We start from the raw sequence: 23,058 nt of genomic DNA, 5'->3' as shown, positions 1-23,058 counted from the left end.
GGCCCGGATCCCCGGTCCGCAACGCGGATGAGGACAGCCGATCCCCAACCGGGTTCCACGGCAAGGCGCTTTACGGAGGTTTGACCCGACGGCCGGTTTCACCGCATGTCGGAGGCGTAGCCCGGAAGCACCCGGCGCAGGGCGCGCAGCGCGTAGTACGCGCGGGACTTCACCGTACCGGGCGGGATTCCGAGGGCCGCCGCCGCTTCCGCCACACTCGCCCCCTGGAAGTACACGAGCACCAGGACCTCACGGTGCTCGGGAGTGAGAGTCTTCACAGCCTCACGGACGTCGAGCGTCGCGGCGGCCCGTTCCGCGTGGTCGGAGATCACCCGGGCGTTCTCCAGGACGGCGTCGCCGACCTCGGCGGGCCGCGCCTGCCGGGCGCGGCGCGCGTCGATGGCGAGCCGCCGGGCCACGGTCAGCAGCCAGGGGCGTACGGAGTCGAAGTTCTCGGCGCGCAGGGCCTCGGGGTGCTGCCAGGCGCGCACCAGCGTCTCCTGGACCAGGTCCTCCGCGCGCTGCCGGTCCCCGTCGCAGAGCCGGAGCAGCAGCGCGAAGAGGGGCCGGCCGTGCTCCCGCTGGAGTGCGGCGAGCTCGTGCTCGGCGGTGGTCCCGTTCGTGAGGGTCGTTCCGGCCGTCATGGCCGTATGGCAACGCACCCCGCCGCCGGGGGACAGGGCGCGCACAGGAGTGTGCGGCGGACGGTCGATCGCGTCGACGAACGGTTCGACGAACGGTCGGGGCGGCCGTTCTCGCACGCCGGACGGCCTAAAGAGCGTGTCGGAGCGCCGCCCGCAGCGATGCGGCTTCTTACCTGTTCATCCATAAATACGACCACAGCGGGGTGATGTGATGATCGCACGCAGCAGACAGCTGGCCCTCGTCCTGACGGCCGTCCTCGCCGCGGGCGCGGCCTGCCAGGCCCGCGACCACACACCGCCGGCCCAGGGGCGTCCGGCCCCCTCGGCGACGGCCCACCGCGGCTTCACCCTGGTGGCGTCGGGCGACGTCCTGCCCCACACGTCCGTCATCGAGCAGGCCGCGTTCGACGCCGGGGGCGAGGGGTACGACTTCCGGCCGATGCTCTCCGGCATCCGCTCCGTCGTCGCCGCCGCGGACCTGGCCCTGTGCCACATGGAGACCGTCTACGGCGCCGACGGCGACTACAGCGGCTACCCGCTCTTCAGGTCGCCGCCCGAGGTGGCCGCCGCTCTCGCCGCCACCGGCTACGACGGCTGCTCCACCGCGTCCAACCACACCCTGGACGACGGCGAGGAGGGAATCCGCCGCACCCTCGACGCCTTCGACCGGGCGGGTCTGCGCCACGCCGGCTCGGCCCGATCCGCACAGGAGGCCGCCGCACCCACCCTGCTGGACGCGGGCGGCGCCCGGGTCGCGCACCTCGCCTACACCTTCGACACCAACGGGATCCCGCTGCCGCAGGACCGGCCCTGGGCGGTGAACCTGATCGACGAGCGGCGGATCGTCGCCGACGCCCGCGCCGCCCGCGAGGCCGGGGCCGACGTCGTGGTGGTCTCCCTGCACTGGGGCACCGAGTGGCAGGACGCGCCCGACGACCTCCAGCTCTCCCTCGCCCGCTCCCTCACCGCATCGAAGAGCGGCGACCGCCCGGACGTCGACCTGATCCTCGGCACCCACGCCCATGTCCCGCAGGCGTACGAGAAGGTCAACGGCACCTGGGTGGTCTACGGCATGGGCGACCAGATCGCCGGCGAGATGACCGGCCAGGAGGGGGTGAACGACCCGCGCGGCAACCAGTCCACCGTCGGCCGCTTCACGTTCTCCCCGCCGTCCCGCCCCGGCGGCCGCTGGGAGGTCACCCGCGCCGAGTTCGTGCCCCAGCTGTACGACGTCGACGCCGGCCGGGTCGTCGACGTCAACGAGGCCCTCGCCCGGGGCGCCGAACTGCACGGCGTCCGCGACCGCATCCGTGACGTGGTGTTCAGCAGGGGCGCGGCGAAGGACGGGCTCGTGATGGCGGGCGGGGAGGGCTGAGCAGCGGCGGTGACGGGCGGCACGTCGGTCCGGGGCCGCCCGCCCGCCCGCCCGGACGGCCGGCGTCCGCGGCCGAACCGGGCAGTGGGCGCGGCGGAACCGGGCGGCGGGGCGCGCCCACCAGGACCCCGCCCGCCGCCCAGGCGGACAGTACCCACCAGGCCGTGGCGGTGCGATGGCCGCCGAAGCGGGGGTAGTTGCGGAGCAGCGTCACCGAGGCCCCGTTGAACTGGGCGGGGCCGAGGTCGCGCCAGAACGACGGCAGCAGGGCCGGCGGACAGACGCCGCCCGCGCTGGGGTGCCGAGACCGCGGCGAGCGCCCCGACCGGGCGCGGGGGTCAGTCGTCGTCGACGTGGTCCAGCGCCTCGAGCAGCTCGCCCAGGACGCGCAGACAGGCCGTCACCTCGGCGTCCGTCAGCCCGCCGCCGGTCTCCCGCAGCAGCGCGTGCTCCCGGCGCAACACCTCGCCGATCGCCGCCGTGCCCTTCTCCGTCGGGCGGATGAGCGACGACCGCCGGTGGGCCGGGTTCGGGATGCTCTCCACCAGCCCCTGGTCCGCCGCCTCGTTCACCATGCGCTGCACGAACTGCCGGCTGATCGCCTGCGCCCGGCCCATCTGGGGCACCGTCATCGGCCCGTTGCGGTGCAGCAGCGTCAGCACGGCACGTACGCCCAGGGACAGTCCACCGTCCGTCAGGCCGCGTTCGACGCTGCGCTGGGCGCGCCGGTACAGCGGGCCGACCAGGTCGTACACCTCGGTGAGGCGTCGGCCGAGTTCGTCAGGCGGGAGGGGTGTCTCGTCGTCCGTCACCCGTCCATCATGACATCCCGGTTGTCAAAGCGGACTCAACATGACACCTTGGTTGTCATGACTGGTGCTTCGGACCTCCGCTCCTTCCCGTCCGCCGACGGCGACCTCGCCTACCGCGACACCGGCTCCGGCGACCTCGTCGTCCTGCTCCACTCCGGCTTCGTCGACCACCGGATCTGGGACGACCACGTCCCCGCCCTCGCCGAGCGGTACCGCGTGATCGCCCCCGACACGCGCGGCCACGGCTTCTCCGCCAACGCCACCACGCCGTTCCGCTGGGCCGACGACCTGGCCGCGCTGCTGCGCCACCTCGACGCCGGACCCGCCGTCCTCGTGGGGCTCTCCATGGGCGGGGTGATCGCCACCGACACCCTGCTCGAACATCCCGCGCTGGTCCGCGCGGTGGTCACCGCCGGAGCCGCGACCGGCGACTTCCGCCACACCGACCCCTGGCACCGCGAGCTCCAGGAGACGCTCGCCGGGGCGCTGGCGGCCGGGGACGTGACCACCTGGCTCGACGCCTTCCTGCGGCTCGTGCCCGGCCCCGACCGCTCGGCCGACGACATCGACCCGGAGATCCTGCGCCGCGTGCGCGAGATGGCCCTGCACACGCTGTCCAAGCACGGCCCCGACGAGAAGGACTGGCTGGTGCGCGTGACCGGCTCCTTCGACCGGGTCGGCGAGATCCGCGTCCCGCTGCTCGCCGTGAACGGGTCCCTGGAGCCGGCCGAACTGCACGCCGCCGCCGAGCGGCTGGCCGCCGCGGTCCCCGACGGCCGGACGGCGACCGTCGACGGCACCGGCCACTACTCCGCGCTGGAGCGCCCCGACGCGTTCACCCGCGTCCTGCTCGACTTCCTCGCGTCCCTCTGATTCCTGGAATGACAGTGATGACCGGACATCCCTCTACTCCCGCTTCCCGCCGTCGTCCCCGGCCGCCCGCGCCAGCGCCGAACGCCGGTACGAATAGCCGAAGTAGACGACCAGGCCGATCGCGAACCACACCGCGAACCGCGCCCAGGTCTGCCACTGCAGGAACGTGATCAGCCAGATCGAGAACATCACGCCCAGTGCGGGCACCACCGGCATGAACGGCGTACGGAAGGAGCGCGGCAGCTCCGGCTGCCGGTAGCGCAGCACGATCACCGCCGTGCACACCACCACGAACGCCAGCAGGATGCCGATGTTGGTCAGCTCGGCCGCCTCGCCGATCGGCAGGAACCCGGCGATGGCGGCCGACGCCACCCCCACGATCCAGGTGACCCGTGTCGGCACGTGCCGCGTCGGATGCGTCTTCGCGAACCAGCGGGGCAGCAGTCCGTCCCGGGACATCGCGAACCACACCCGGGTCACGCCCAGCATGAACGTGAACATCACCGTGAGGATGCCGATGATGGCGCCCACCGCGATCACGTCCGCCAGCCCGGTCAGCCCGACCGACTTGAACGCTGTCGAGAAGCCGCTCTCCGGGTCGATGTCCTTGTAGTCCTGCATGCCCGTCAGCACCAGGCAGGCCGCCACGTACAGCACCATCGAGATGACCAGCGAGTAGATGATCGCCTTCGGCATGTGACGCTGCGCGTTCTTGGACTCCTCCGCCGCCGTCGACATCGCGTCGTAGCCGAACACCGCGAAGAACACCGTCGCCGCCCCCGTGAACGCCCCGCCGACGCCGAACGGGAAGAACGGCTCGTAGTGCGCCGCCTGGATGTGGAACACGCCGACACCGATCACCAGCAGCACGACCGCCACCTTCAGCACCACGACGACCGTCTCGAAGCGCGCCGCGTTCTTGATGCCGAGGTTCAGCAGCGCCGCGATCAGCAGACACAGCAGCGCCGCGAAAAGATCCACCCGGTGCCCGTCCCCGGTGCCGGGCGCGCCCAGCATCCAGGCAGGAAGGTCCGCGCCCATCTCGTTCACCAGGAAGCTGAAGTAGCCGGAGATGCCGATCCCGACCACCGCGACGATCGCCGTGTACTCCAGCAGCAGGTCCCAGCCGATGAACCAGCCCGCCAGCTCGCCGAGCACCGCGTACCCGTACGTGTAGGCCGAGCCCGCCTTCGGGATCATCCCCGCGAACTCCGCGTACGACAGCGCCGCCGCGGCGCTCGCGACACCCGCGATCAGGAAGGAAATCAGCACCGCGGGACCCGCCGTGCCGTTCGCCACGGTCCCCGCCAGGGTGAAGATGCCCGCACCGATGATGCCGCCCACCCCGATCGCGGTGAGCTGCCAGAGGCCCAGGGTGCGCTCCAGCCGCGCGCCCCTGCCGACCTCCGTCTCCTCGATGTGCTCGATCGGTTTGCGGCGGAGAATCCCCTCACCGGCCCGGATCCCGGCCATGCGCCTCACCTCTTCGCGTTCGGCAAGCGGCTGACGAGGGCTCATGATCCTCCCGCGGCGCCGCCGACGGAAGACACCACGCGAGCCGCGGGGCCCGCCTTCACCGGACTACGGCACCACCGTCACCGGCCAGCGCCCCGCCTTCACCAGCCGCACCGCCACCGACCCCACGAACCGGTGCCCCGCCTGCTCGGACGCGCCCACCACCACCGCGTCCGCCGTGAGGTCGTCCGCCGCCTTCACCAGGCCGTTGTACGGGTCGCCCCGGAAGGTGTGGAACTCCCAGCGGATGTCGAAGATCCCCTTGATCCGCTCCATCGACTCCCGGATCTGCGCCGCCAGGTCCTGCGCTATCTCCTCCGTCGTGTCCGCCACCGGCGCGCCGAGCGCCGCCCCGGCCGCCAGCACCGGCTGTACGTACACGATGGCGAGGAGCGCGCCCTGACGCCGCGCCAGACCCGCCGCGTACGCCGCCGCGCGCAGCGACGAGTCGGAGCCGTCCACGCCGGCCACGATCACCTTCGGGCCGTCCGTGCCCCGCTCGAACCGATGGGACTGCTGTTCCGTCACGACCGCGAGGTTATCGGAGCGCCGCCCGGCCGGACACCGCGCGGTCCCCGGGAATCTCCGCCGTATGCTGCGCCGATCAGGTGAAATCGTGCCGCCGCACCGGTGTCGTGGCGCTGCGCCGGACCGTCGCGGGGCGACTCATGAGTCATGCAGAAGGATCACTTGCTCACCCGGCGCCGGGCGTTGCTCGCCGCTGCCGCCACACTGGGCGCGGCAGGCGTGGCCGCGGCGCTCGCGCCGGGGGCCGGGAACCGGGGCGCGCCCGCCTCGCCGCCCGCCGCCGGAGCGCCCGCGGCCCGCCGCCCGCTCAGGCCCTCCGAGTACCGCCTGAGGCCGCTGACCGGGTACGGCCCTCCGCGCACCGCGTCCGGCAGGACCCCGGTGCGCAAGGAGCCGCTGCTGAAGGTTCCGGACAACGGCCGCACCGTCGTGCTCACCTTCGACGACGGGCCCGACCCCCGCTACACCCCCGACATCCTCGACACCCTGGCCCGGTACGAGGTGCGCGCGATGTTCTTCGTGTGCGGCGAGATGGCCGCCTACAACCCGTACCTGCTGGCCCGCATGGCCGACGAGGGCCATGTCGTCGGCAACCACACCTGGTCGCACCCGCTGCTGACGAAGCTCCGCCGCCGCACCATCCGCTCGGAGATGGAACGCACCAGCGACGTCGTCGAGCAGCACTACGGCGCCCGCCCGGAATGGTTCCGTGCCCCCTACGGCGCCTGGAACCGCGCGGCCTTCGAGCTCGGCGCCGAACTGGGCATGGAGCCGCTCGCCTGGACCGTCGACACCCTCGACTGGACCGAGCCCGGCACCCGCACCATCGTCGGCCGGGTCGAGGACGGCGCCGCCCCCGGCGTCGTGGTGCTGTCCCACGACGCCGGGGGCGACCGCTCGCAGAGCGTGAAGGCCCTGCGCTCCTATCTGCCGCACCTGCTGGACTCCGGCTACCACGTCACCGTGCCCCGCCGGGAGTACGTCTGAGAACGTCCGCGCCGTTCCCGCCCGTCCGGGCGGGGACGGCTCAGCGGACCTCGGCCAGGCGCGCGAAGGCGACCACGTTGCCGTCGTAGCCGTCCTGCTGGGTGAAGCCGCCGCCGCAGGTGATGACCCGCAGCTCTGCGGTGCCCTTGGACGCGTAGACCCGGTCGCCGGGGAAGTCGTTCTTCGAGAAGACCTCCACGCCGTAGATCTCGAACACGGCAGTCTTGCCGTCCTTGCGGGCGATCTCGACCCGATTGCCCCTCTTCAGCGCGCCCAGACCGTAGAACACGGCCGGGCCCTGCGCGTTGTCCACGTGCCCGACCACGACCGACGTGCCCTTCTCGCCCGGCGAGACCGCGCCGGTGAACCAGCCCGCCAGGTTCGGGTCCTCGGGCGGCGGCGCGTCCACCCAGCCCTCCGCGTCCAGGCCCACCGGCACGATCGGCGCGTCCACCTGGATCGCCGGGATCCGCACCCGGTCCGGCACCGCGTACGGCAGCGGCGGCAGCGTGCCGACGGCGACGCCGGGGGTCGCGCTCTCCGTGGCGGCCGCACCGGCCGGCTGCGGCGGGCCCACGTCGAACTCCCCGGAGCCGTTGCGGAGCAGCGCGAGGCCGGTGAGCAGGACCAGCGCTATCACGCCCCACGGGGCGCGCCTCCTCGGGCGTGCCTCCTCTTCGGCTTCGGCCGGCTCGAAAGCTGACATTCGCCTTCCCCTCTCGACACGGCCGTCGCCGCGTCACTCGCGCATGACGTGAACGCTAAGCGGAGGGTGCGCCACCGGCGACGGGACGGCGGCGAACGGGTGGCCCACGGGCGGGCGGCGTGCGCCATCCGAGGTGATCCGGGACGAAGATCTTCTGACGGTCCGTGACCTGCGGCGATGCACCCGCCCGCACGGGAGGGGCGGGGGCGGCCCTCAACCGTACGGACCATTCCCGAAATGCGCGGCGGCGCACGGCAACTGAGGGTCTTTCCGGGAGGCGCTTTCTCGCCGATCGACCGGGGACGGGACCCGGGGCGTCTCCCGCGGAGGATCACATGCGCAAGACACGTGCCCTTGCGGCCGCCGGAGCCGCGGTCGCCGTCCTCGGGGTCGCCGCCCCGGTGGCCGTCGCGGACGGCGGACGGGTGCCCAACCCGTCCAACATCGTCGCCCTGCCCAGCGTCATCGCCCGGGGCGGCCAGCTCACCATCACCGTCGACGGCTGCCCCAACGGCGGCCACGCCACCTCGAACGCCTTCCCGCGGACGAACCTCACGCCCGTCAGCGGCGGCAACGACGCCGGCAGGGGCGGCAACGACGCGGGCAGGGGCGGTATGGACGCGGGCGGGGGCGGCAACGACGCCGGCAGGGGCGGTGTCGACGCCGGCAGAGGCGGTATCGACGCCGGCAGGGGCGGCCACGACACCGCCAGGGGCATCGCCACCATCCACCAGGACGCCCGCCCCGGTTCCTACGACATCACCGTCCACTGCTCCGGCCGCAGCCTGACGCGCCCGGCCGCCTTCACCGTCATCGGCGGTGTCCGCGGCGGCATCGGCGGCAGCAGCACCACCGGCGCGACCCCCACCGACATGGCGATCGGCGGGTCGCTGGTGGCCGCCGCGGTCGTCGGCAGCGGCTTCTTCTGGATGCGCCGCCGCGCCGAGAAGCGGATCTGAGGCGCTGCTCCCCTCGGTCTCCCGTTCCGCCCGTGCTCGGAACCCGCGCCCCGGACCCTGACGGCGTCCGGGGCGCGGGAGTGCGCGGGGCGGGTCGGCGGCACGCCGGCCGGGGAGTTCGGCGTGCGGCGATGAACACCGGTGAGGCCCCTGTGTGACGGCCGCCCCCGGCCGCTGTCGGCCGGAGGCGTCAGCGATGCCGTGCGCCTAGCTCCTGACCTCCGGGAACAGCCGCAGGAACGGCTCCGCCGTCGCGGCCAGGCCCCTGCTGTAGGGCGCGTCGAAGTCCCAGATGAGGAACAGCAGGAAGGCGATGAGCGCCGAGAACAGCCCGGCGAGGATCAGTTCGCGGCGGGTGCGCCGGATCTGCAGGGCGAAGATCATGCCGATGGTGACCACGGCCCCCGTGACCAGGCCGAACCACACCACGCCCGGCATGGTCGCCCCGGTCGACTCCGCGCGGGCGCTGCGCGCCTGGTCGGCGGCGGCCACCTGGTCCACGAGCGGCTGGTAGGCCTGCGCCTCGAAGTCGGTGCGCGGCTCGTAGTCGGTCACGTCCCGGCGCAGCCGGTCGAGCAGTTCGGAGCCCTCGTCGGTCAGCCGGCCGTGGTCGGCCATGGTCTTCCACTCCGTGGTGACGACGTGTCCGACATAGGCGTTGACATCGTCACGGATCCGGTCGCGGATCTCGGCGGGGTAGACCCGCACCCGCTCCGAGACCTCGTGCAGGGCGACCGCCTCGGCCCGGACGTTGTCCTGTGCGGCGCTGCGGCCCTCCCAGACGCCGGCGATGGCGAGACCCAGCACGATGGCGTACACGACGCCGATCCACATCGTCATGTACTCGATGACGTCCGGTGTCTCGCTGGGGTCCTCGTCCTCGGCCGCCCTCCGGTGTCTCACAAGGGTGATGATCACCACGACGGCGCAGGCGGCGAGCATGGCGAGGGTGAGAACAAGCCATTCCGGCAAGAGGTGCCTCCAGACAGAGAGGGGCGATCGGTTGCGCGGGCGGTCGTCAGCGCGGACGCAGGGCGGCCACGGCGACCACCGCCGGGGTGGTGATGAGCAGGACGAAGACGAGCGGCGACGTGGTGCTCCGGGTCGGCCGCTTCACCTCGGTCGCGCGGTGGCGCGGGTAGGTGACGGTCCGCAGGGTCGGGCGGGGGCTCGGGGTCGCGGACGGCTTCGGCGGCGGCGGAGGCGGCGGCGGACGGAACGTCGGGCGCGGCCTGACCGTCGGCGTCGGCGGAGGCGGCGGGGCGGGGCGCGCGGCGGGCGGCGCGACGGGCCGCACGGTGGGGGTGGGCTTCGGCTTCGGAGGGGTCGGCGTCGGCGAGGGCGGCGGTGGTGGAGGGGGCGGCGTCGGCGTCGGGGTGGGTGTGGGAGTCGGTGTCGGGCTGGGCGTGGGGGTGGGTGGTGGAGGGGGAGGGAAGCAGGGCGGGGCGTCCCAGTCGACGGCGCCCGCGATCGCCACCGCCTCTGTGCCGTCCGGCCCCGTCGAGGCGTACGCGCAGGCGTCCGCCGCCGCCTGGCCGGATGCGCCGGCGAGCGCCCAGAGCAGCGTGACCACGGCCAACACGCGCGCAGCGGTACGGGTTTGGGTCGGTACAAGTGCTTGCACGACGAAGATCATGAGTCGTCCGGAGCCGTGCCACGCGCGAGAGCCAGGGGAATGCCACGAAGGAGTTAAGAAAAGAAAAACGGGTCGCCGTTGAACACAACCTGTGCCGCCGTGCGTACCCATCGTCGAGCGGCGGCGCGGCAGAGCGCTGCGACACCTCTGCGATCATCTGGAGTTGACGATGAAGACCTCCTGGCGGACCGCCTCACTGGTGGTGAGCGCCGCGGCGGTGCTGACCCTGACGACGGCGTGCGGTCAGGACACCCAGCCGCCCTCCAGCCAGAACGTGGGGATCACGGCGCCGGGCGACCTCGGCGGCATCGGCAGCGGCGCGCAGGCGGGCCAGAACTCCCCGGCCCCGAGCCCGCCGGCCAACACGGCGGGGCAGCTGAACGTGGCCACCGACGCCAAGCTCGGCAAGGTGGTGACCGACGAACTGGGCCTGACCCTCTACCGGTTCGACCAGGACTCCGCGAACCCGCCCAAGTCCAACTGCGACGGGGACTGCGCGAAGACCTGGCCGCCGGTGCCGGCGGACGACGCCTCGGCGGGCGAGGGCATCGACAAGGCGCTGCTCGGCGAGATCACCCGCGCCGACGGCACCAAGCAGCTCACCGTGGACGGCTGGCCGGCGTACCGGTACGTCAAGGACGTGAACGCCGGCGACGTCAAGGGCCAGGGCGTGGGCGGCAAGTGGTTCGCGTTCACCCCGGAGGGCAAGAAGGCGCAGTCCGCCGATCTGCCGGGGCTGTCGACCCGGGAGGATCCCGAGCTCGGCGAGATCGTCGTCGACGAGAAGGGCATGACGGTCTACCGCTTCATGAAGGACGAGGCGTGGCCGGAGCCCGTATCGAACTGCACCGGAGAGTGCGTGAAGAAGTGGCCGGTCGTCTCTCCGGTCGACTTCGACGACACCAAGGGCATCCAGAAGAAGGGCTACATGACCTTCACCCGGCCCGACGGCGCCGAGCAGCAGACGATCAACTGCTGGCCCATCTACACCTTCGCCGGGGACAAGGCGCCCGGCGACACCAACGGCCAGGGCGTCGGCGGCACGTGGTACGCCGTACGGCCCGACGGGAAGCCGGTCGGCGCGTCGGAGAAGTGACGACCTCCCCAGGGTGCCGACCCCGGCGCCGCCGGCCCCGAGTCCGCCCCTCCGCGATCCGCGGAGGGGCGGACCGTTTTCCCCGGGTTCCTCCCGCGCGCCGGAACCCTATGGAGTGACGTGATCACGTCACGTAATGATCCTGTGCACCCGCAAAGTGGGCACGTGCCAGAGGCAGTGACCGGGAACGGATGGTCAATTTCCGTTTGGGGTCGCCCTGTTGGCGGGCGATCAGTAGCCTCTGCTCGAACACCGGATCGCCTACGCCTTGGAGAGATACATGGAGCGTCCCGCCTGGGCCCCACGGAGCATCGACATCACGGTGCCCAGTGTCTCCCGGATGTACGACTACTACCTGGGCGGTTCGCACAACTTCGAGGTCGACAGGGAAGCTGCCCGCAAGGCCATGGAGTTCATGCCGGGACTGCCCAAGGTCATGCAGGCGAACCGGGCGTTCATGCGGCGGGCGGTGCGCTTCGCCGTCGCCGAGGGGGTCACCCAGTTCCTCGACATCGGCTCCGGCATCCCCACGTTCGGGAACGTGCACGAGGTGGCCGGGGCGGCCGACCCCGAGGCGCGGGTGATGTACGTGGACCACGACCCGGTGGCGGTCGCGCACAGCAAAGTGGTCCTGGAGGGCAACGACCGCGCGGACATCCTCGCCGCCGACCTCCGCAAGCCGCAGGACATTCTCGGCAGTGACGAAGTCGGCCGGCTGATCGACCTGAATCGGCCGGTCGCGTTGCTTCTCGTTGCCATACTTCACTTCGTGGAAGAAGCGGACGACCCGTACGGGGCGGTGGCCGAACTGCGCGACGCCCTGGCGCCCGGGAGCATGCTGGTGCTCACCCATGCGACGTACGAGGGGATCCCGTTGCCGCCGGAGCGGGCCGAGGGGGCGGTCGACGTGTACCGAGACATGCGCAACCCGCTGATCATGCGCACGCGCGACGAGATCGCGCGGTTCTTCGAGGGGTACGACATGGTGGAACCCGGACTGGTGCCGATGCCGCGATGGCGTCCCGACACCGCACCGGAGGACGAGGATCCTTACGCCTTCTCCGGTCTCGCCGGCGTGGGGCGTACGGCGTGAGCGCGGAGCCGGACGGGCCGGAGGGCAGACTGCGCCGGTTCGCGACGATCTGGAGCCGGGCCGTCTACCCGGTGACCTCGACCGCCGCCACCCGCCCCGAGTTCGAGGAGCGGCTGCTCCCGGTCGCCCGGCGGCTGAGCGAGGCCCTGCGCGCCCGGTCCTTCGACGCGGAGGCGGGCCGGGCGGCCGGCGCGGCGCTCGTCGAGGCGCACTGCACGGACCCCGAGGCGCTCAGCCGCACCCTGGACTGCGTCGACGCCTACCTCGTCCTCTACTGCGGGGACGACGGCGACCGCGAGACCCTCAGGACACGCAGCGCACGCCTCCAGCACGCCATGGCGGCCGGCTTCGCCCAGGCCCTGCGCGAGCGGACGCTGGCCGAGCAGGAGGCCATCGCCAAGGCCGCGCTGCAGGCGCAGGGCGTGGTCGCGCAGGCCCTGCACGCCACCGAGGCGCGGTTCCGCGCGGTCTTCGAAGGCGCGGCCATAGGGATCGGCATCGCCGACCTCGACGGCACCGTCCTCCAGGTCAACGGCGCCCTCAGCCGCATGTTCGGCCTGACCGAGCAGGCACTGCTGGGCCGCAACGTCAGGGACTGGACCCACCCCGACGACGCCCCGCAGACCTGGCGGCTCTACGAGGAGCTGGTGAGCGGCGAGCGCGAGCACTACCACGTCGAGAAGGCCTTCTACCGCCCTGACGGGACGGTCCTGTGGACCAACCTCACCGTCTCCCTGCTGCGCGACGCCGACGGCGAACCCCAGTACCAGCTCGCCCTCATGGAGGACACCACCGAGCGGCGGCTGCTCAACCTCCGGCTGCGCTACGAGGCCACCCACGACGCGCTCACCGGACTGCCCAACCGCACCTTCTTCTTCGAGCGCCTGGAGAAGGCCCTCGCGGCCGGACCCGGCCAGCGGTTCGGCCTCTGCTACCTCGACCTGGACGGCTTCAAGACCGTCAACGACAGCCTCGGCCACGCGGCGGGCGACCGGCTGCTCGTCGAGGTCGCCGACCGGCTCCAGTCCTGCGCCACCGCGCCGGGCGAGATGGTGGCCCGGCTCGGTGGCGACGAGTTCGTCGCCCTCACCACCGGCCCCGACACCCGCCGCACGGTCGACGAGCTGGCCGGCCGCATCATGAACGCCCTGCTCGCCCCGATCAGCATCGACGGCCGGGAGCTGACCGTCCGCGGCAGCATCGGCATCGTCGAGGGCCCCGCGGGGGAGCGCAGCGCGGCGGAGGTGCTGCGCAGCGCCGACATCACGATGTACCGGGCCAAGGCGGCCGGCGGCAACCGCTTCGAGCTCGCCGACCCGGAGGCCGACGCCCGCGCCATCACCCGGCACGGCCTCACCACGGCGCTGCCCACGGCTCTGGACCGCGGTGAGTTCTTCATCGAGTACCAGCCCCTGGTGCACCTCGGCGACGGCAGCGTCCGGGGCGCGGAGGCGCTGGTGCGCTGGCTGCACCCGCAGCACGGGGTGCTGTCCCCGGACCGCTTCATCCCGCTCGCCGAGCACACCGGGCTGATCGTGCCGCTCGGCCGCTGGGTGCTGGAGCAGTCGGTGCGCCAGGCCCGGTCATGGCGCGACGCCAACGGCGGCGACGCGCTCGGCCCGCTGCGCATCAACGTGAACCTGTCGCCCTGCCAGCTCACCCACCCGGGCCTGGTGCAGGACACCGTGGAGATCCTGGAGCGCACCGGCGTCGCCCCGGACGCCCTGTGCCTGGAGGTCACCGAGTCCGCGCTCATCGGCGCCGACGACGACCTGCTCAAGCCGTTGCGCCGGCTCGCCGAGATGGGCGTCGACATCGCCCTCGACGACTTCGGCACCGGCTACTCCAACCTCGCCAACCTGCGCCGCCTCCCGGTGAGCGTCCTCAAGCTGGACCGCTCCTTCACCCGGAGCATGCAGCAGTTCCCCGCCGACCCGGTGGACCTCAAGATCGTCGAGGGGATCGTCTCGCTCGCCCACAGCCTCGACCTCGCGGTCACCGTGGAGGGCGTGGAGACCGGCGCGCAGGCCGAGCAGTTGCGCGTCCTCGGCTGCGACACGGCCCAGGGCTGGTACTACGCCCGCCCCGGCCCGCCGGAACGGCTGCACGAGCTGGCCCTGGTGGACGCGACGGGATGACGTACGGGACGGGGTGCGCACGGTGACCGACGAGGAGACGGAGGCGGTCCGGGCGGCGATCCAGGGGGAGCTGCGGCTGATGGACCCCGCCGTGCGGTCCTCCCGCAGCGAGACGATGCGCCTGCTGGATCCCGAGTTCGCCGAGGTGGGTGCCTCGGGGCGTCGTTACACGTACGAGGTGATGGTCGCGGAGCTGGCGGATCATCCCGGCGGTGCGGAGGGCGGCCCGCTGTACGAGCCGTCCGACTTCCGGGGCGTGCTGCTGGCGCCCGGCCTGGTGCACGTCACGTACGAGACCCGTTTCGAGGGACGGCGGGCGCGGCGGAGTTCCCTGTGGCGCAAGCGCGACGAGGGGTCGGGCTGGCGGATGTACTACCACCAGGGCACGCCTGTGCCCCCTGAGGTGCCCTAACCTGTGCGGGTTCGTTCGGGCAGGGCGCGCGGTTCCCCGCGCCCCCGGGAGTGTGGGGAGACGGGTGTTGACGTACAGCGTGGTGGCCGAGGTCCGGCGCGGTGAGTTCCTGGAGTCCGTGCACCACGGGGCCGTTCTGGCGACCGGGCCTGACGGGTCCGAGAAGGTGCGGATCGGGGACGTCGACGCCCCGATGTACCCGCGCTCGTCCAACAAGCCCCTCCAAGCGCTCGGCATGCTGCGCGCCGGGCTCGACCTGGACGGCCCGCTTCTCGCGCTGAGCTGCGCCAGTCACTCCGGTGAGGACATGCACGTGGAGGGCGTACGGGCGATCCTCGCGTCCGCCGGGCTCTCCACGGATGCGCTGCGCTGCACACCGGGCCTGCCGATCGGTGAGGCCGCGCTGCGCGCCCACCTGGCGAACGGCGGCGGGCCGACCCCGCTGACGATGAACTGCTCCGGCAAGCACGCCGCGATGCTGGCGACCTGCGTCGCCAACGGCTGGGACACCGGCACGTACCTCGACCCGCTCCACCCGCTCCAGACCCGGCTGCGCGTGACGGTGGAGGAGCTCGCGGGGGAGAAGGTCACGGCCACGGGCGTCGACGGCTGCGGTGCGCCGCTGTTCGCGATCGGTCTGAGCGGCCTCGCCCGCGCCTTCGGGCGCCTGGCCTCCGCGTCCGAGGGGACCCTCGAACACCGCGTCGTCCGGGCGATGAACACGCACCCGGAGTACGTCGGGGGCACCGGACGTGACGTGACCCGGCTCATGCGGGCCCTGCCGGGCGCCGTCGCCAAGGACGGCGCCGAGGGTGTCTACGCGCTCGGCCTGCCGGACGGCTCGGCGGTGGCCTTGAAGATCGCCGACGGCTCCCAGCGTGCCCGTCCCGTGGTGATGGTCGCAGCGCTGCGCCGCCTCGGCGTCGACGTGGACGCCGACGACACCCTCCGCGAACTCGCCACCGTCCCGGTGCTGGGGCACGGCGAGCGGGTCGGCTCGGTCCGGGCCGCCTTCTGAGACCGCCGGCCGGGCCCGCGCGGACGGCGCTCACCGCTCCAGCAGCATCCTCTGCAGCTCCCGCGCCGCCCGGGGCGGCGCCACGTCGCTGCGGTGGGCCAGGGCGATCGTGCGGTGCAGGCCGGGGCGGGCCAGCGGGGTGACGCGCAGACCGTGGCCGGAGCGGGCGGCCACCATGCGCGGCACCACCGCCACGCCCAGGCCCGCCCGCACGAACCCCAGCACCGCGTCCATCTCCCCGCCCTCCACGGCGAACTCCGGCTCGAACCCCTCCGCCCGGCACGCGGCCACGGTCAGCTCCCGCAGGTCGTAGCCGTGCCGGAACATCACCAGACGCTCGCCCTCCAGGTCGGCGATGCGCACCGCGCGCCGCCCCCGGCCCGGGCGGGGCGCGTCCGGGGAGGAGACCACCACCAGGTCCTCCCGCAGCAGCTCCACCGTGGTCAGCGCGGGGGAGGGCGTCGGCAGCGGCAGCACCACCAGGGCGAGGTCCAGCGCGCCGCGCGCCAGCTCGCGCACCAGGTCGTGCGAGCCGCCCTCCTCGATCAGCAGCCGTACGCCCGGATAGCGGTCGTGGAAGGCGCGCAGCACGTCCGGCAGCAGACCCGTGCACAGGCTCGGGGTCGCGCCGAGCCGGACGCGGCCGCTGCGGAGCTGCGCCACCTCCTGCACCTCGTGCCGGGCGGTGTCCGCGTCCGCCAGGATCCGCCGGGCCAGCGGCAGCAGCGCCTCGCCCGCGTCGGTCAGCGTGATGTTGCCGCGCGCCCGCCGGAACAGATCCGCCCCCAGCTCCCGCTCCAGCGCCTTGATCTGCTGCGACAGGGACGGCTGGGCGACGTGGACCAGCTCGGCGGCGCGGGTGAAGTGCCTGGTCTCGGCCACCGCCACGAAGTACTGGAGCTGCTGGAACTGCACGCAGCCATGATAGGCACTCCCTATCGGATCCAGCCGTACCATGTCTTGGACCGATGGGGCCCTCCGGCCCTAGCGTCTGGTGGCATGGCTCTGGCAACGCGGACGGACCGACGGCCGTCCATGGCACGCACCGTGTGGGACTCGACCGTCGGCAAGAAGACAGTGATGGCGGTCAGCGGCCTCGTCATGCTGCTGTACCTGGTCGTCCACATGCTCGGCAATCTGAAGATCTTCTTCGGGGCCGGGGAGTTCAACCACTACGCCCACTGGCTGCGCACGATCGGCGAGCCGTTCATGCACTACGAGTGGACGCTGTGGGTCGTCCGCGTGGTGCTGGTCCTCGCCGTGGTCGCGCACGCCGTCTCCGCCTACCAGCTCAGCCGCCGCGACATCAGGGCCCGCCCGGTCAAGTACGTGCACAAGAAGGCGCGGGCGAGCTACGCCACGCGGACCATGCGCTGGGGCGGGATCATCCTCGCCCTGTTCATCGTCTGGCACCTCCTCGACCTGACCACCGGCACCGTCCACTCCGGCGGCTTCGAGTCCGGCAAGCCCTACCAGAACGTCGTGGACACGTTCTCCACCTGGTACGGCAACACCATCTACATCGTTGCGATGCTCGCCGTCGGACTGCACATCCGGCACGGCTTCTGGAGTGCCGCCCAGACCCTCGGCGCCGGCAGCCGTACCCGCGACCGCGCCCTGAAGACCACCGCAAACGCCCTTGCGCTGCTGCTCACGGCCGGCTTCCTCGCCGTCCCCGTGGGTGTCATGACCGGAGTGGTGAGCTGACCATGACCTCGTACACCGACTACACGACCGGCGCGCCGGTCGCCGACACCAAGGCCCCGGCCGGCCCCATCCACGAGCGCTGGGACACGCGCCGTTTCGAGGCCAAACTGGTCAACCCCGCCAACCGGCGCAAGCACACCGTCATCGTCGTCGGCACCGGTCTCGCGGGCGGCTCCGCCGGCGCCACCCTCGCCGAGCAGGGCTACCACGTCGTCCAGTTCTGCTACCAGGACTCCCCGCGCCGTGCCCACTCCATCGCCGCGCAGGGCGGCATCAACGCCGCGAAGAACTACCGCAACGACGGCGACTCCGTCCACCGCCTCTTCTACGACACCGTCAAGGGCGGCGACTTCCGCGCCCGCGAGTCCAACGTGCACCGCCTGGCGCAGATCTCGGTGGAGATCATCGACCAGTGCGTCGCGCAGGGCGTGCCCTTCGCCCGCGAGTACGGCGGCCTGCTCGACACCCGCTCCTTCGGCGGCGTCCAGGTCTCCCGCACCTTCTACGCCCGCGGCCAGACGGGCCAGCAGCTCCTCCTCGGCGCCTACCAGGCGCTCAGCCGGCAGATCGCCGCCGGCAACGTGGAGATGCACCCGCGCACCGAGATGCTGGACCTGATCGTCGTCGACGGGCGGGCGCGCGGCATCGTCGCCCGCGACCTGATCACCGGGAAGATCTCCACGTACTTCGCGGACGCCGTCGTCCTGGCGACCGGCGGGTACGGCAACGTCTTCTACCTGTCGACGAACGCCATGAACTCCAACGCCACCGCGATCTGGCGCGCGCACCGGCGCGGGGCGTACTTCGCCAACCCTTGCTTCACCCAGATCCACCCCACCTGCATCCCGCGCACCGGCGACCACCAGTCGAAGCTGACGCTGATGAGCGAGTCGCTGCGCAACGACGGCCGCATCTGGGTGCCCAAGGCCAAGGGCGACACCCGCCCGCCCGCGCAGATCCCCGAGGACGAGCGCGACTACTACCTGGAGCGCATCTACCCGTCCTTCGGCAACCTGGTGCCCCGTGACATCGCCTCCCGCGCCGCGAAGAACGTCTGCGACGAGGGCAGGGGGGTGGGCCCCGGAGGCCAGGGCGTCTACCTGGACTTCGCCGACGCCATCAGGCGGATGGGCCGCAAGGCGGTCGAGGCCAAGTACGGCAACCTCTTCGACATGTACCAGCGGATCACCGACGAGGATCCGTACGAGGTGCCGATGCGGATCTATCCCGCCGTGCACTACACGATGGGCGGCCTGTGGGTCGACTACGACCTGCAGACCACGATCCCGGGCCTGTTCGCGATCGGCGAGGCCAACTTCTCCGACCACGGCGCCAACCGGCTCGGCGCCTCCGCGCTGATGCAGGGCCTCGCCGACGGCTACTTCGTGCTGCCGGCGACCCTCAACGACTACCTCGGCCGCAACCCGGGGCTCGACGCGGTGACCGGCGACCACCCGGCCGTGCGGGAGGCCCTGACCGAGACCGAGCAGCGCATCGAGCGGCTGCTGTCGGTCGACGGCGACCGCACCCCGGACTCCTTCCACCGCGAGGTCGGAGAGCTGATGTGGGAGTTCTGCGGCATGGCCCGCTCCGACACCGGACTGCGCAAGGCCCTGGAGCGCATCCCGCAGATCCGCGAGGAGTTCTGGCGGCGCATCAAGGTCCCGGGCACCGGCGAGGAGTTCAACCAGTCGCTGGAGAAGGCCAACCGCGTCGTCGACTACCTGGAGCTCGCCGAGCTGATGTGCCTCGACGCGCTGCACCGCACCGAGTCCTGCGGCGGTCACTTCCGTGAGGAGTCCCAGACGCCGGACGGCGAGGCGGCCCGCAAGGACGACGAGTTCTCCTACGCGGCCGCCTGGGAGTTCACCGGGACCGGCGAGGCTCCGACCCTGCACAAGGAAGACCTGGTCTTCGAGTACGTCCACCCCACCCAGCGGAGCTACGCATGAAGCTCACCCTGCGCGTCTGGCGCCAGAAGAACGCCGACGCCGACGGCGCCATGTCCACGTACGAGGTGGACGGCATCTCTCCCGACATGTCCTTCCTGGAGATGCTCGACACCCTCAACGAGGAGCTCATCCTCAAGGGCGAGGACCCGGTCGCCTTCGACCACGACTGCCGCGAGGGCATCTGCGGCGCCTGCTCGCTGGTCATCAACGGCGACGCCCACGGGCCCGAGCGCACCACCACCTGCCAGCTGCACATGCGGTCCTTCAAGGACGGCGACACCATCGACATCGAGCCGTGGCGGGCCGCCGCCTTCCCGGTGATCAAGGACCTGGTCGTCGACCGCTCCGCCTTCGACCGCATCATCCAGGCCGGCGGCTACATCACCGCGCCCACCGGCTCCGCCCCCGAGGCGCACGCCACCCCGGTGCCGAAGCCGGACGCCGACTTCGCCTTCGAGCACGCCGAGTGCATCGGCTGCGGCGCCTGCGTCGCGGCCTGCCCCAACGGCGCGGCGATGCTGTTCACCTCCGCCAAGATCAACCACCTGAACGTGCTGCCGCAGGGCGCCCCCGAGCGGGAGACCCGAGTGCTGGACATGGTGGCGCAGATGGACGAGGAGGGCTTCGGCGGCTGCACCCTCGCCGGGGAGTGCGCCACCGCCTGTCCCAAGGGCATCCCGCTGACCTCCATCACGGGCATGAACAAGGAGTGGCTGCGGGCGACCCGCAAGGCGGGCAAGCGGTAGCCGCTCCCACGGACGTTCGCCGGCAGGTGCGGACGGGCGGGGCCGGAAGAAGGTGCTCCTTCCGGCCCCGTCTCGCGTTCCCCGGACACCCTCCTGTCGCACTGTGCAAAAGAAAGTGCGATTAATCACTTTCGTCCTGTTTTTTACCTCCTGATCAGGAGAACCGGAGAAGTGACCCGAGAGGAGGGTGATGACAGATGATCACCCGCGAAGAGATCTCGATCCTGCTGGATCACCCCGTGTACGACGGGGACGGCAACAAGATCGGCGACGCGAAGCACGTCTTCCTCGACGACGCGAGTGGACGCCCCGAGTGGGTGACCGTCAAGACCGGGATGTTCGGTTCCAGTGAATCGTTCATACCCATCCGTGACGCCTCCCTGGTCGAGGACCACCTCGAGGTGCCCTATCCCAAGGACAAGGTGAAGGGCGCGCCCAGCGTGGACATCGACGCGGGCGGCCACCTGTCGGTGGACGAGGAACACCGGCTGTACGAGTACTACGGCATCAACTGGGACAACGTCCTCGGCGACCCCAAGGGCGGCGACGGCACCACGGGCCGGGCCGGGACCACCGGAACCGCCGGCGCCGCGGGCGCGGCCGGAGCGGCGGGCGCGGCGGGTGCCGCGACCGGACGCCGCGGCGACACGGCCGGCACGTCCGGTGCGGCCGGCATGACGGGCGCGCAGGGCGGCAGGTCCTCCGCGGCGGGCGCCAAGGGCACCACCGCCGAACGGTCCGGCGCGGCCGGCGCCATGTCCCACCGCGGCGAGGCCGGCACGCGCGGCACGAACGACGCGATGACGCGCTCCGAGGAGCGCATGCACGTCGGCGTCGAACGCCACGAGAGCGGCCGGGCACGCCTGCGGAAGTACGTGGTGACCGAGGAGGTGCAGCAGACCGTCCCGGTCCGTCACGAGGAAGTACGCGTGGAGCGCGAGCCGATCACGGACGCCAACCGCGAGGATGCCATGTCCGGGCCGGCCTTCAAGGAGGACCAGCACGAGGTCACGCTGCACGAGGAGCGCCCCGTGGTCAGCACCGAGGCCGTGCCGGTCGAGCGCGTGCGGATGACCACCGAGGAGAAGGTCACGAACGAGACCGTGCGCGGCCGGGTGCGCAAGGAGCGCATCGAGGCCGAGACGGAGATGACCGACGAGTCCGGCCGCAAGGACCGCGGGGACACCCCCGGACGCGGCCGTGACGTCCCGGGCCGGGGCCGCGAGCGGTGACGCCCCCGTCCGCGCCCTCCCCGCGACGCGCCGGTGTGCTCACCGGCGCGTCGCGCTGCCGTCGAGCCCCGCGAGCGCGGCGAGCCGCCGGTATGAGTCCAGCAGTGCGTCACGGTCGTAGGTGCTGGTGGTGACAAGGACCTCTTGGGCGCCGGTGTCCTTCAGCACCGCCTCCAGCTCCCGCTCCACCTCTTCCTCGGTGCCGGCGAGCTGCCCGGTCAGCCCCGCCTCGAAGAAGCCGCGCTCCTTGGCCGTCATGGCGAGGGACTCGACGTGCTCGGCGGGCGGCAGCGGCGGGAAGGTGCCGTGGGTACGGGAATACGCCATCGACCAGGCCTCCGGAACCAGCAGCCGCCGGGCCCGCTCGGGCGTGTCCGCCACCGCCACCGTTCCGGAGATCACCACGTACGGCTCCTTCGCCCACGCGGAGGGGCGGAACCGCTCGCGATAGCGCTCCACGCCGCGCCGCATCCGGTCGCGGTCGCGCAGGTCCCCGATGACCATCGGCAGCCCGGCACGGGCGGCGATGTCCGCGCCCTCGCCCATCGCCAGCACGAACGGCGGCACGGTCAGCCCCTCGGACGGCCGGGCCCGCACTCCCGTGGGGGAGGTGCCCTCGAACCAGCCGAGCAGTTCCTCGAGCTGGGCCGCGAAGTCCTCCGCGTCGCCCTTGTCGCGCCCGAGCGCCTTGCGCACCCCGTCGGTGAACCCCACCGACCGGCCCAGACCCATGTCGATCCGGTCCGGGAACAGCGAGGCCAGCACGCCGAACTGCTCGGCCACGACCAGCGGACGGTGGTTGGGCAGCATGACCCCGCCGGTGCCGACGCGGATCGTGCGGGTCGCCCCGGCGACCGCGGCCGCCAGCACGGTCGGCGCCGAACCGGCCACCCCGGGCACGCCGTGGTGCTCGGCCACCCAGAACCGGTGGTACCCGAGCCGCTCCGCCTCCCGCGCGAGTTCCACCGTGTCCCTCAGTGCCTCGGGGGCGGTGTGCCCCTCGCGCACCCGTGAGCGGTCGAGGACGGAGAAGCGGGTCGCGGCGATCACGGAACTCATACCGGGTTCAACACCCGGGAGCGGCCAGGATTCCTGGGAAGCGCCTCTAGGGTGGGAGGGTGACCCACCGCACCGATCGCGCGCAGCGTCCGCTGGCCGTGTTCGACCTCGACAACACCCTCGCCGGCACCGCGCACCGCCAGCACTTCTTGGAGCGCAGGCCCCGTGACTGGGACGGCTTCTTCGCCGCCGCGCCGCAGGACCCGCCGCTCGCCGAGGGGATCGCGCTGGTGCGGGACAGCGCCGAGGCGTGCGACATCGTCTACCTCACCGGCCGGCCCGAGCGCTGCCGCCGCGACACCCTGGACTGGCTGGCCGCGCAGAGGCTGCCCGAGGGGGAGCTGCACATGCGCGGCAACGCCGACCGGCGGCCCGCCCGGTTCACCAAGCTGGCCGTGCTGCGCCACCTGGCCCGCACCCGGCAGGTGCGGATGCTGGTCGACGACGACGAACTGGTCTGCGAGGACGCCCGCCGGGCCGGGTTCACCGTCGTCCACGCGCGCTGGGCGACTCCCTCGGGCGAGCTGAAGGACGCGCAGGAGCGTGAGGGCCGCACCTGACCGTACGGCG

Annotated in this window: 23 protein-coding genes; 14 read left to right on the top strand and 9 right to left on the bottom strand. The window is 72.3% G+C overall.

All coding sequences use genetic code 11. From position 1 onward, the window contains the following. Positions 1–98: 98 nt before the first annotated feature. Positions 99–644 carry a sigma-70 family RNA polymerase sigma factor gene (locus tag ELQ39_RS03560; RefSeq protein WP_189900462.1) on the bottom strand — a complete coding sequence of 182 codons (546 nt, stop codon included), beginning with the start codon at positions 642–644 and terminating at the stop codon, positions 99–101. A 211-nt stretch (positions 645–855) separates the two neighbouring features. On the opposite strand from ELQ39_RS03560, the gene ELQ39_RS03555 reads away from it, so the two are divergent. Further along, positions 856–2,019 (top strand): CapA family protein, encoded by a 1,164-nt coding sequence (locus tag ELQ39_RS03555; protein ID WP_190001869.1) that lies wholly within the window; start codon positions 856–858, stop codon positions 2,017–2,019. Between the two features lie 338 nt (positions 2,020–2,357). Here ELQ39_RS03555 and ELQ39_RS03550 read toward each other — a convergent pair whose 3' ends face one another. Next, a complete protein-coding gene (locus ELQ39_RS03550; protein WP_242590954.1) occupies positions 2,358–2,831 on the bottom strand; it encodes a MarR family winged helix-turn-helix transcriptional regulator in 474 nt (157 codons plus the stop codon). Between the two features lie 57 nt (positions 2,832–2,888). Between ELQ39_RS03550 and ELQ39_RS03545 the strand changes: the two genes are divergently transcribed. Beyond that, entirely contained in the window at positions 2,889–3,704 is an 816-nt protein-coding gene (locus ELQ39_RS03545; protein WP_242590953.1) for an alpha/beta fold hydrolase, read from the top strand. A gap of 33 nt (positions 3,705–3,737) precedes the next feature. On the opposite strand, the gene ELQ39_RS03540 is transcribed toward ELQ39_RS03545, so the two are convergent. Together ELQ39_RS03540 and ELQ39_RS03535 are read right to left on the bottom strand one after the other, a co-directional pair. Then, a complete protein-coding gene (locus tag ELQ39_RS03540) occupies positions 3,738–5,177 on the bottom strand; it encodes an amino acid permease (RefSeq protein WP_242590952.1) in 1,440 nt (479 codons plus the stop codon). 108 nt (positions 5,178–5,285) lie between these two features. Next, on the bottom strand, positions 5,286–5,747 hold the full coding sequence (locus ELQ39_RS03535) for a universal stress protein (RefSeq protein WP_189900451.1): 462 nt from the start codon (positions 5,745–5,747) through the stop codon (positions 5,286–5,288). A gap of 147 nt (positions 5,748–5,894) precedes the next feature. Here ELQ39_RS03535 and ELQ39_RS03530 point away from each other — a divergent pair, with 147 nt between their 5' ends. Further along, positions 5,895–6,734 carry a polysaccharide deacetylase family protein gene (locus tag ELQ39_RS03530; RefSeq protein WP_190001875.1) on the top strand — a complete coding sequence of 280 codons (840 nt, stop codon included), beginning with the start codon at positions 5,895–5,897 and terminating at the stop codon, positions 6,732–6,734. Between the two features lie 40 nt (positions 6,735–6,774). Here the strand turns inward: ELQ39_RS03530 and ELQ39_RS03525 are convergent, their stop codons facing one another. After that, complete coding sequence (locus tag ELQ39_RS03525; protein WP_190001876.1) at positions 6,775–7,440, bottom strand: class F sortase; 666 nt, start codon at positions 7,438–7,440, stop codon at positions 6,775–6,777. 335 nt (positions 7,441–7,775) lie between these two features. Here ELQ39_RS03525 and ELQ39_RS03520 point away from each other — a divergent pair, with 335 nt between their 5' ends. Beyond that, on the top strand, positions 7,776–8,399 hold the full coding sequence (locus ELQ39_RS03520; protein ID WP_242590951.1) for a hypothetical protein: 624 nt from the start codon (positions 7,776–7,778) through the stop codon (positions 8,397–8,399). 207 nt (positions 8,400–8,606) lie between these two features. Here ELQ39_RS03520 and ELQ39_RS03515 read toward each other — a convergent pair whose 3' ends face one another. Then, positions 8,607–9,371, bottom strand: coding sequence for a bestrophin-like domain (locus ELQ39_RS03515; RefSeq protein WP_190001878.1), 765 nt, complete (start codon positions 9,369–9,371; stop codon positions 8,607–8,609). Between the two features lie 46 nt (positions 9,372–9,417). Then, the gene (locus ELQ39_RS03510) at positions 9,418–9,981 is read right to left on the bottom strand and encodes a hypothetical protein (RefSeq protein WP_242590950.1); all 564 of its coding nucleotides are present in this window, start codon (positions 9,979–9,981) and stop codon (positions 9,418–9,420) included. Between the two features lie 223 nt (positions 9,982–10,204). Between ELQ39_RS03510 and ELQ39_RS03505 the strand changes: the two genes are divergently transcribed. The 5 genes from ELQ39_RS03505 (at position 10,205) to ELQ39_RS03485 (ending at position 15,792) form a co-directional block, all read left to right on the top strand. Further along, complete coding sequence (locus tag ELQ39_RS03505) at positions 10,205–11,131, top strand: SCO0930 family lipoprotein (protein ID WP_242595534.1); 927 nt, start codon at positions 10,205–10,207, stop codon at positions 11,129–11,131. A 280-nt stretch (positions 11,132–11,411) separates the two neighbouring features. Next, positions 11,412–12,224 (top strand): SAM-dependent methyltransferase, encoded by an 813-nt coding sequence (locus ELQ39_RS03500; RefSeq protein ID WP_225628553.1) that lies wholly within the window; start codon positions 11,412–11,414, stop codon positions 12,222–12,224. After that, positions 12,221–14,362: a putative bifunctional diguanylate cyclase/phosphodiesterase gene (locus ELQ39_RS03495; RefSeq protein ID WP_190001880.1), complete on the top strand. Its 2,142-nt coding sequence runs from the start codon at positions 12,221–12,223 to the stop codon at positions 14,360–14,362. The genes ELQ39_RS03500 and ELQ39_RS03495 overlap by 4 nt, the downstream gene beginning before the upstream one ends. Before the next feature lie 22 nt (positions 14,363–14,384). Further along, positions 14,385–14,774, top strand: coding sequence for a nuclear transport factor 2 family protein (locus ELQ39_RS03490; RefSeq protein ID WP_242590949.1), 390 nt, complete (start codon positions 14,385–14,387; stop codon positions 14,772–14,774). A gap of 67 nt (positions 14,775–14,841) precedes the next feature. Beyond that, positions 14,842–15,792, top strand: a complete 951-nt coding sequence (locus ELQ39_RS03485; RefSeq protein ID WP_242590948.1) for an asparaginase — start codon at positions 14,842–14,844, stop codon at positions 15,790–15,792. A gap of 30 nt (positions 15,793–15,822) precedes the next feature. On the opposite strand, the gene ELQ39_RS03480 is transcribed toward ELQ39_RS03485, so the two are convergent. After that, positions 15,823–16,707 (bottom strand): LysR substrate-binding domain-containing protein, encoded by an 885-nt coding sequence (locus tag ELQ39_RS03480; protein WP_190001882.1) that lies wholly within the window; start codon positions 16,705–16,707, stop codon positions 15,823–15,825. 120 nt (positions 16,708–16,827) lie between these two features. Here ELQ39_RS03480 and ELQ39_RS03475 point away from each other — a divergent pair, with 120 nt between their 5' ends. The 4 genes from ELQ39_RS03475 to ELQ39_RS03460 all read left to right on the top strand — a co-directional run bounded on the left by ELQ39_RS03475 (position 16,828) and on the right by ELQ39_RS03460 (position 21,429). Further along, a complete protein-coding gene (locus ELQ39_RS03475) occupies positions 16,828–17,499 on the top strand; it encodes a succinate dehydrogenase (protein ID WP_242590947.1) in 672 nt (223 codons plus the stop codon). A gap of 2 nt (positions 17,500–17,501) precedes the next feature. After that, positions 17,502–19,451 carry a fumarate reductase/succinate dehydrogenase flavoprotein subunit gene (locus ELQ39_RS03470; RefSeq protein ID WP_242590946.1) on the top strand — a complete coding sequence of 650 codons (1,950 nt, stop codon included), beginning with the start codon at positions 17,502–17,504 and terminating at the stop codon, positions 19,449–19,451. Then, on the top strand, positions 19,448–20,197 hold the full coding sequence (locus tag ELQ39_RS03465) for a succinate dehydrogenase/fumarate reductase iron-sulfur subunit (RefSeq protein WP_190001885.1): 750 nt from the start codon (positions 19,448–19,450) through the stop codon (positions 20,195–20,197). Before ELQ39_RS03470 ends, ELQ39_RS03465 begins: the two co-directional genes overlap by 4 nt. A 197-nt stretch (positions 20,198–20,394) precedes the next feature. Beyond that, complete coding sequence (locus tag ELQ39_RS03460) at positions 20,395–21,429, top strand: DUF2382 domain-containing protein (protein ID WP_225639936.1); 1,035 nt, start codon at positions 20,395–20,397, stop codon at positions 21,427–21,429. A gap of 39 nt (positions 21,430–21,468) precedes the next feature. Here ELQ39_RS03460 and ELQ39_RS03455 read toward each other — a convergent pair whose 3' ends face one another. Continuing rightward, positions 21,469–22,488 (bottom strand): LLM class flavin-dependent oxidoreductase, encoded by a 1,020-nt coding sequence (locus ELQ39_RS03455; RefSeq protein ID WP_242590945.1) that lies wholly within the window; start codon positions 22,486–22,488, stop codon positions 21,469–21,471. 59 nt (positions 22,489–22,547) lie between these two features. Here ELQ39_RS03455 and ELQ39_RS03450 point away from each other — a divergent pair, with 59 nt between their 5' ends. After that, complete coding sequence (locus tag ELQ39_RS03450) at positions 22,548–23,048, top strand: phosphatase domain-containing protein (RefSeq protein ID WP_242590944.1); 501 nt, start codon at positions 22,548–22,550, stop codon at positions 23,046–23,048. Positions 23,049–23,058 lie beyond the last annotated feature (10 nt).

The organism is Streptomyces sp. GB4-14 (assembly GCF_022696125.1).
GTDB classification, from domain to species: domain Bacteria; phylum Actinomycetota; class Actinomycetes; order Streptomycetales; family Streptomycetaceae; genus Streptomyces; species Streptomyces werraensis.
Note: the sequence above shows the minus strand (reverse complement) of the source record. Positions and strands in the feature narration are given on the sequence as shown.

Excerpts from the sequence above, each read along its gene's own strand:
- ELQ39_RS03560 (WP_189900462.1), bottom strand. The coding sequence starts at position 644 with ATGACGGCCGGAACGACCCTCACGAACGGGACCACCGCCGAGCACGAG.
- ELQ39_RS03555 (WP_190001869.1), top strand. The coding sequence starts at position 856 with ATGATCGCACGCAGCAGACAGCTGGCCCTCGTCCTGACGGCCGTCCTC.
- ELQ39_RS03545 (WP_242590953.1), top strand. The coding sequence starts at position 2,889 with ATGACTGGTGCTTCGGACCTCCGCTCCTTCCCGTCCGCCGACGGCGAC.
- ELQ39_RS03540 (WP_242590952.1), bottom strand. The coding sequence starts at position 5,177 with ATGGCCGGGATCCGGGCCGGTGAGGGGATTCTCCGCCGCAAACCGATC.
- ELQ39_RS03530 (WP_190001875.1), top strand. The coding sequence starts at position 5,895 with ATGCAGAAGGATCACTTGCTCACCCGGCGCCGGGCGTTGCTCGCCGCT.
- ELQ39_RS03525 (WP_190001876.1), bottom strand. The coding sequence starts at position 7,440 with ATGTCAGCTTTCGAGCCGGCCGAAGCCGAAGAGGAGGCACGCCCGAGG.
- ELQ39_RS03520 (WP_242590951.1), top strand. The coding sequence starts at position 7,776 with ATGCGCAAGACACGTGCCCTTGCGGCCGCCGGAGCCGCGGTCGCCGTC.
- ELQ39_RS03505 (WP_242595534.1), top strand. The coding sequence starts at position 10,205 with ATGAAGACCTCCTGGCGGACCGCCTCACTGGTGGTGAGCGCCGCGGCG.
- ELQ39_RS03500 (WP_225628553.1), top strand. The coding sequence starts at position 11,412 with ATGGAGCGTCCCGCCTGGGCCCCACGGAGCATCGACATCACGGTGCCC.
- ELQ39_RS03475 (WP_242590947.1), top strand. The coding sequence starts at position 16,828 with ATGGCACGCACCGTGTGGGACTCGACCGTCGGCAAGAAGACAGTGATG.
- ELQ39_RS03470 (WP_242590946.1), top strand. The coding sequence starts at position 17,502 with ATGACCTCGTACACCGACTACACGACCGGCGCGCCGGTCGCCGACACC.
- ELQ39_RS03465 (WP_190001885.1), top strand. The coding sequence starts at position 19,448 with ATGAAGCTCACCCTGCGCGTCTGGCGCCAGAAGAACGCCGACGCCGAC.
- ELQ39_RS03460 (WP_225639936.1), top strand. The coding sequence starts at position 20,395 with ATGATCACCCGCGAAGAGATCTCGATCCTGCTGGATCACCCCGTGTAC.
- ELQ39_RS03455 (WP_242590945.1), bottom strand. The coding sequence starts at position 22,488 with ATGAGTTCCGTGATCGCCGCGACCCGCTTCTCCGTCCTCGACCGCTCA.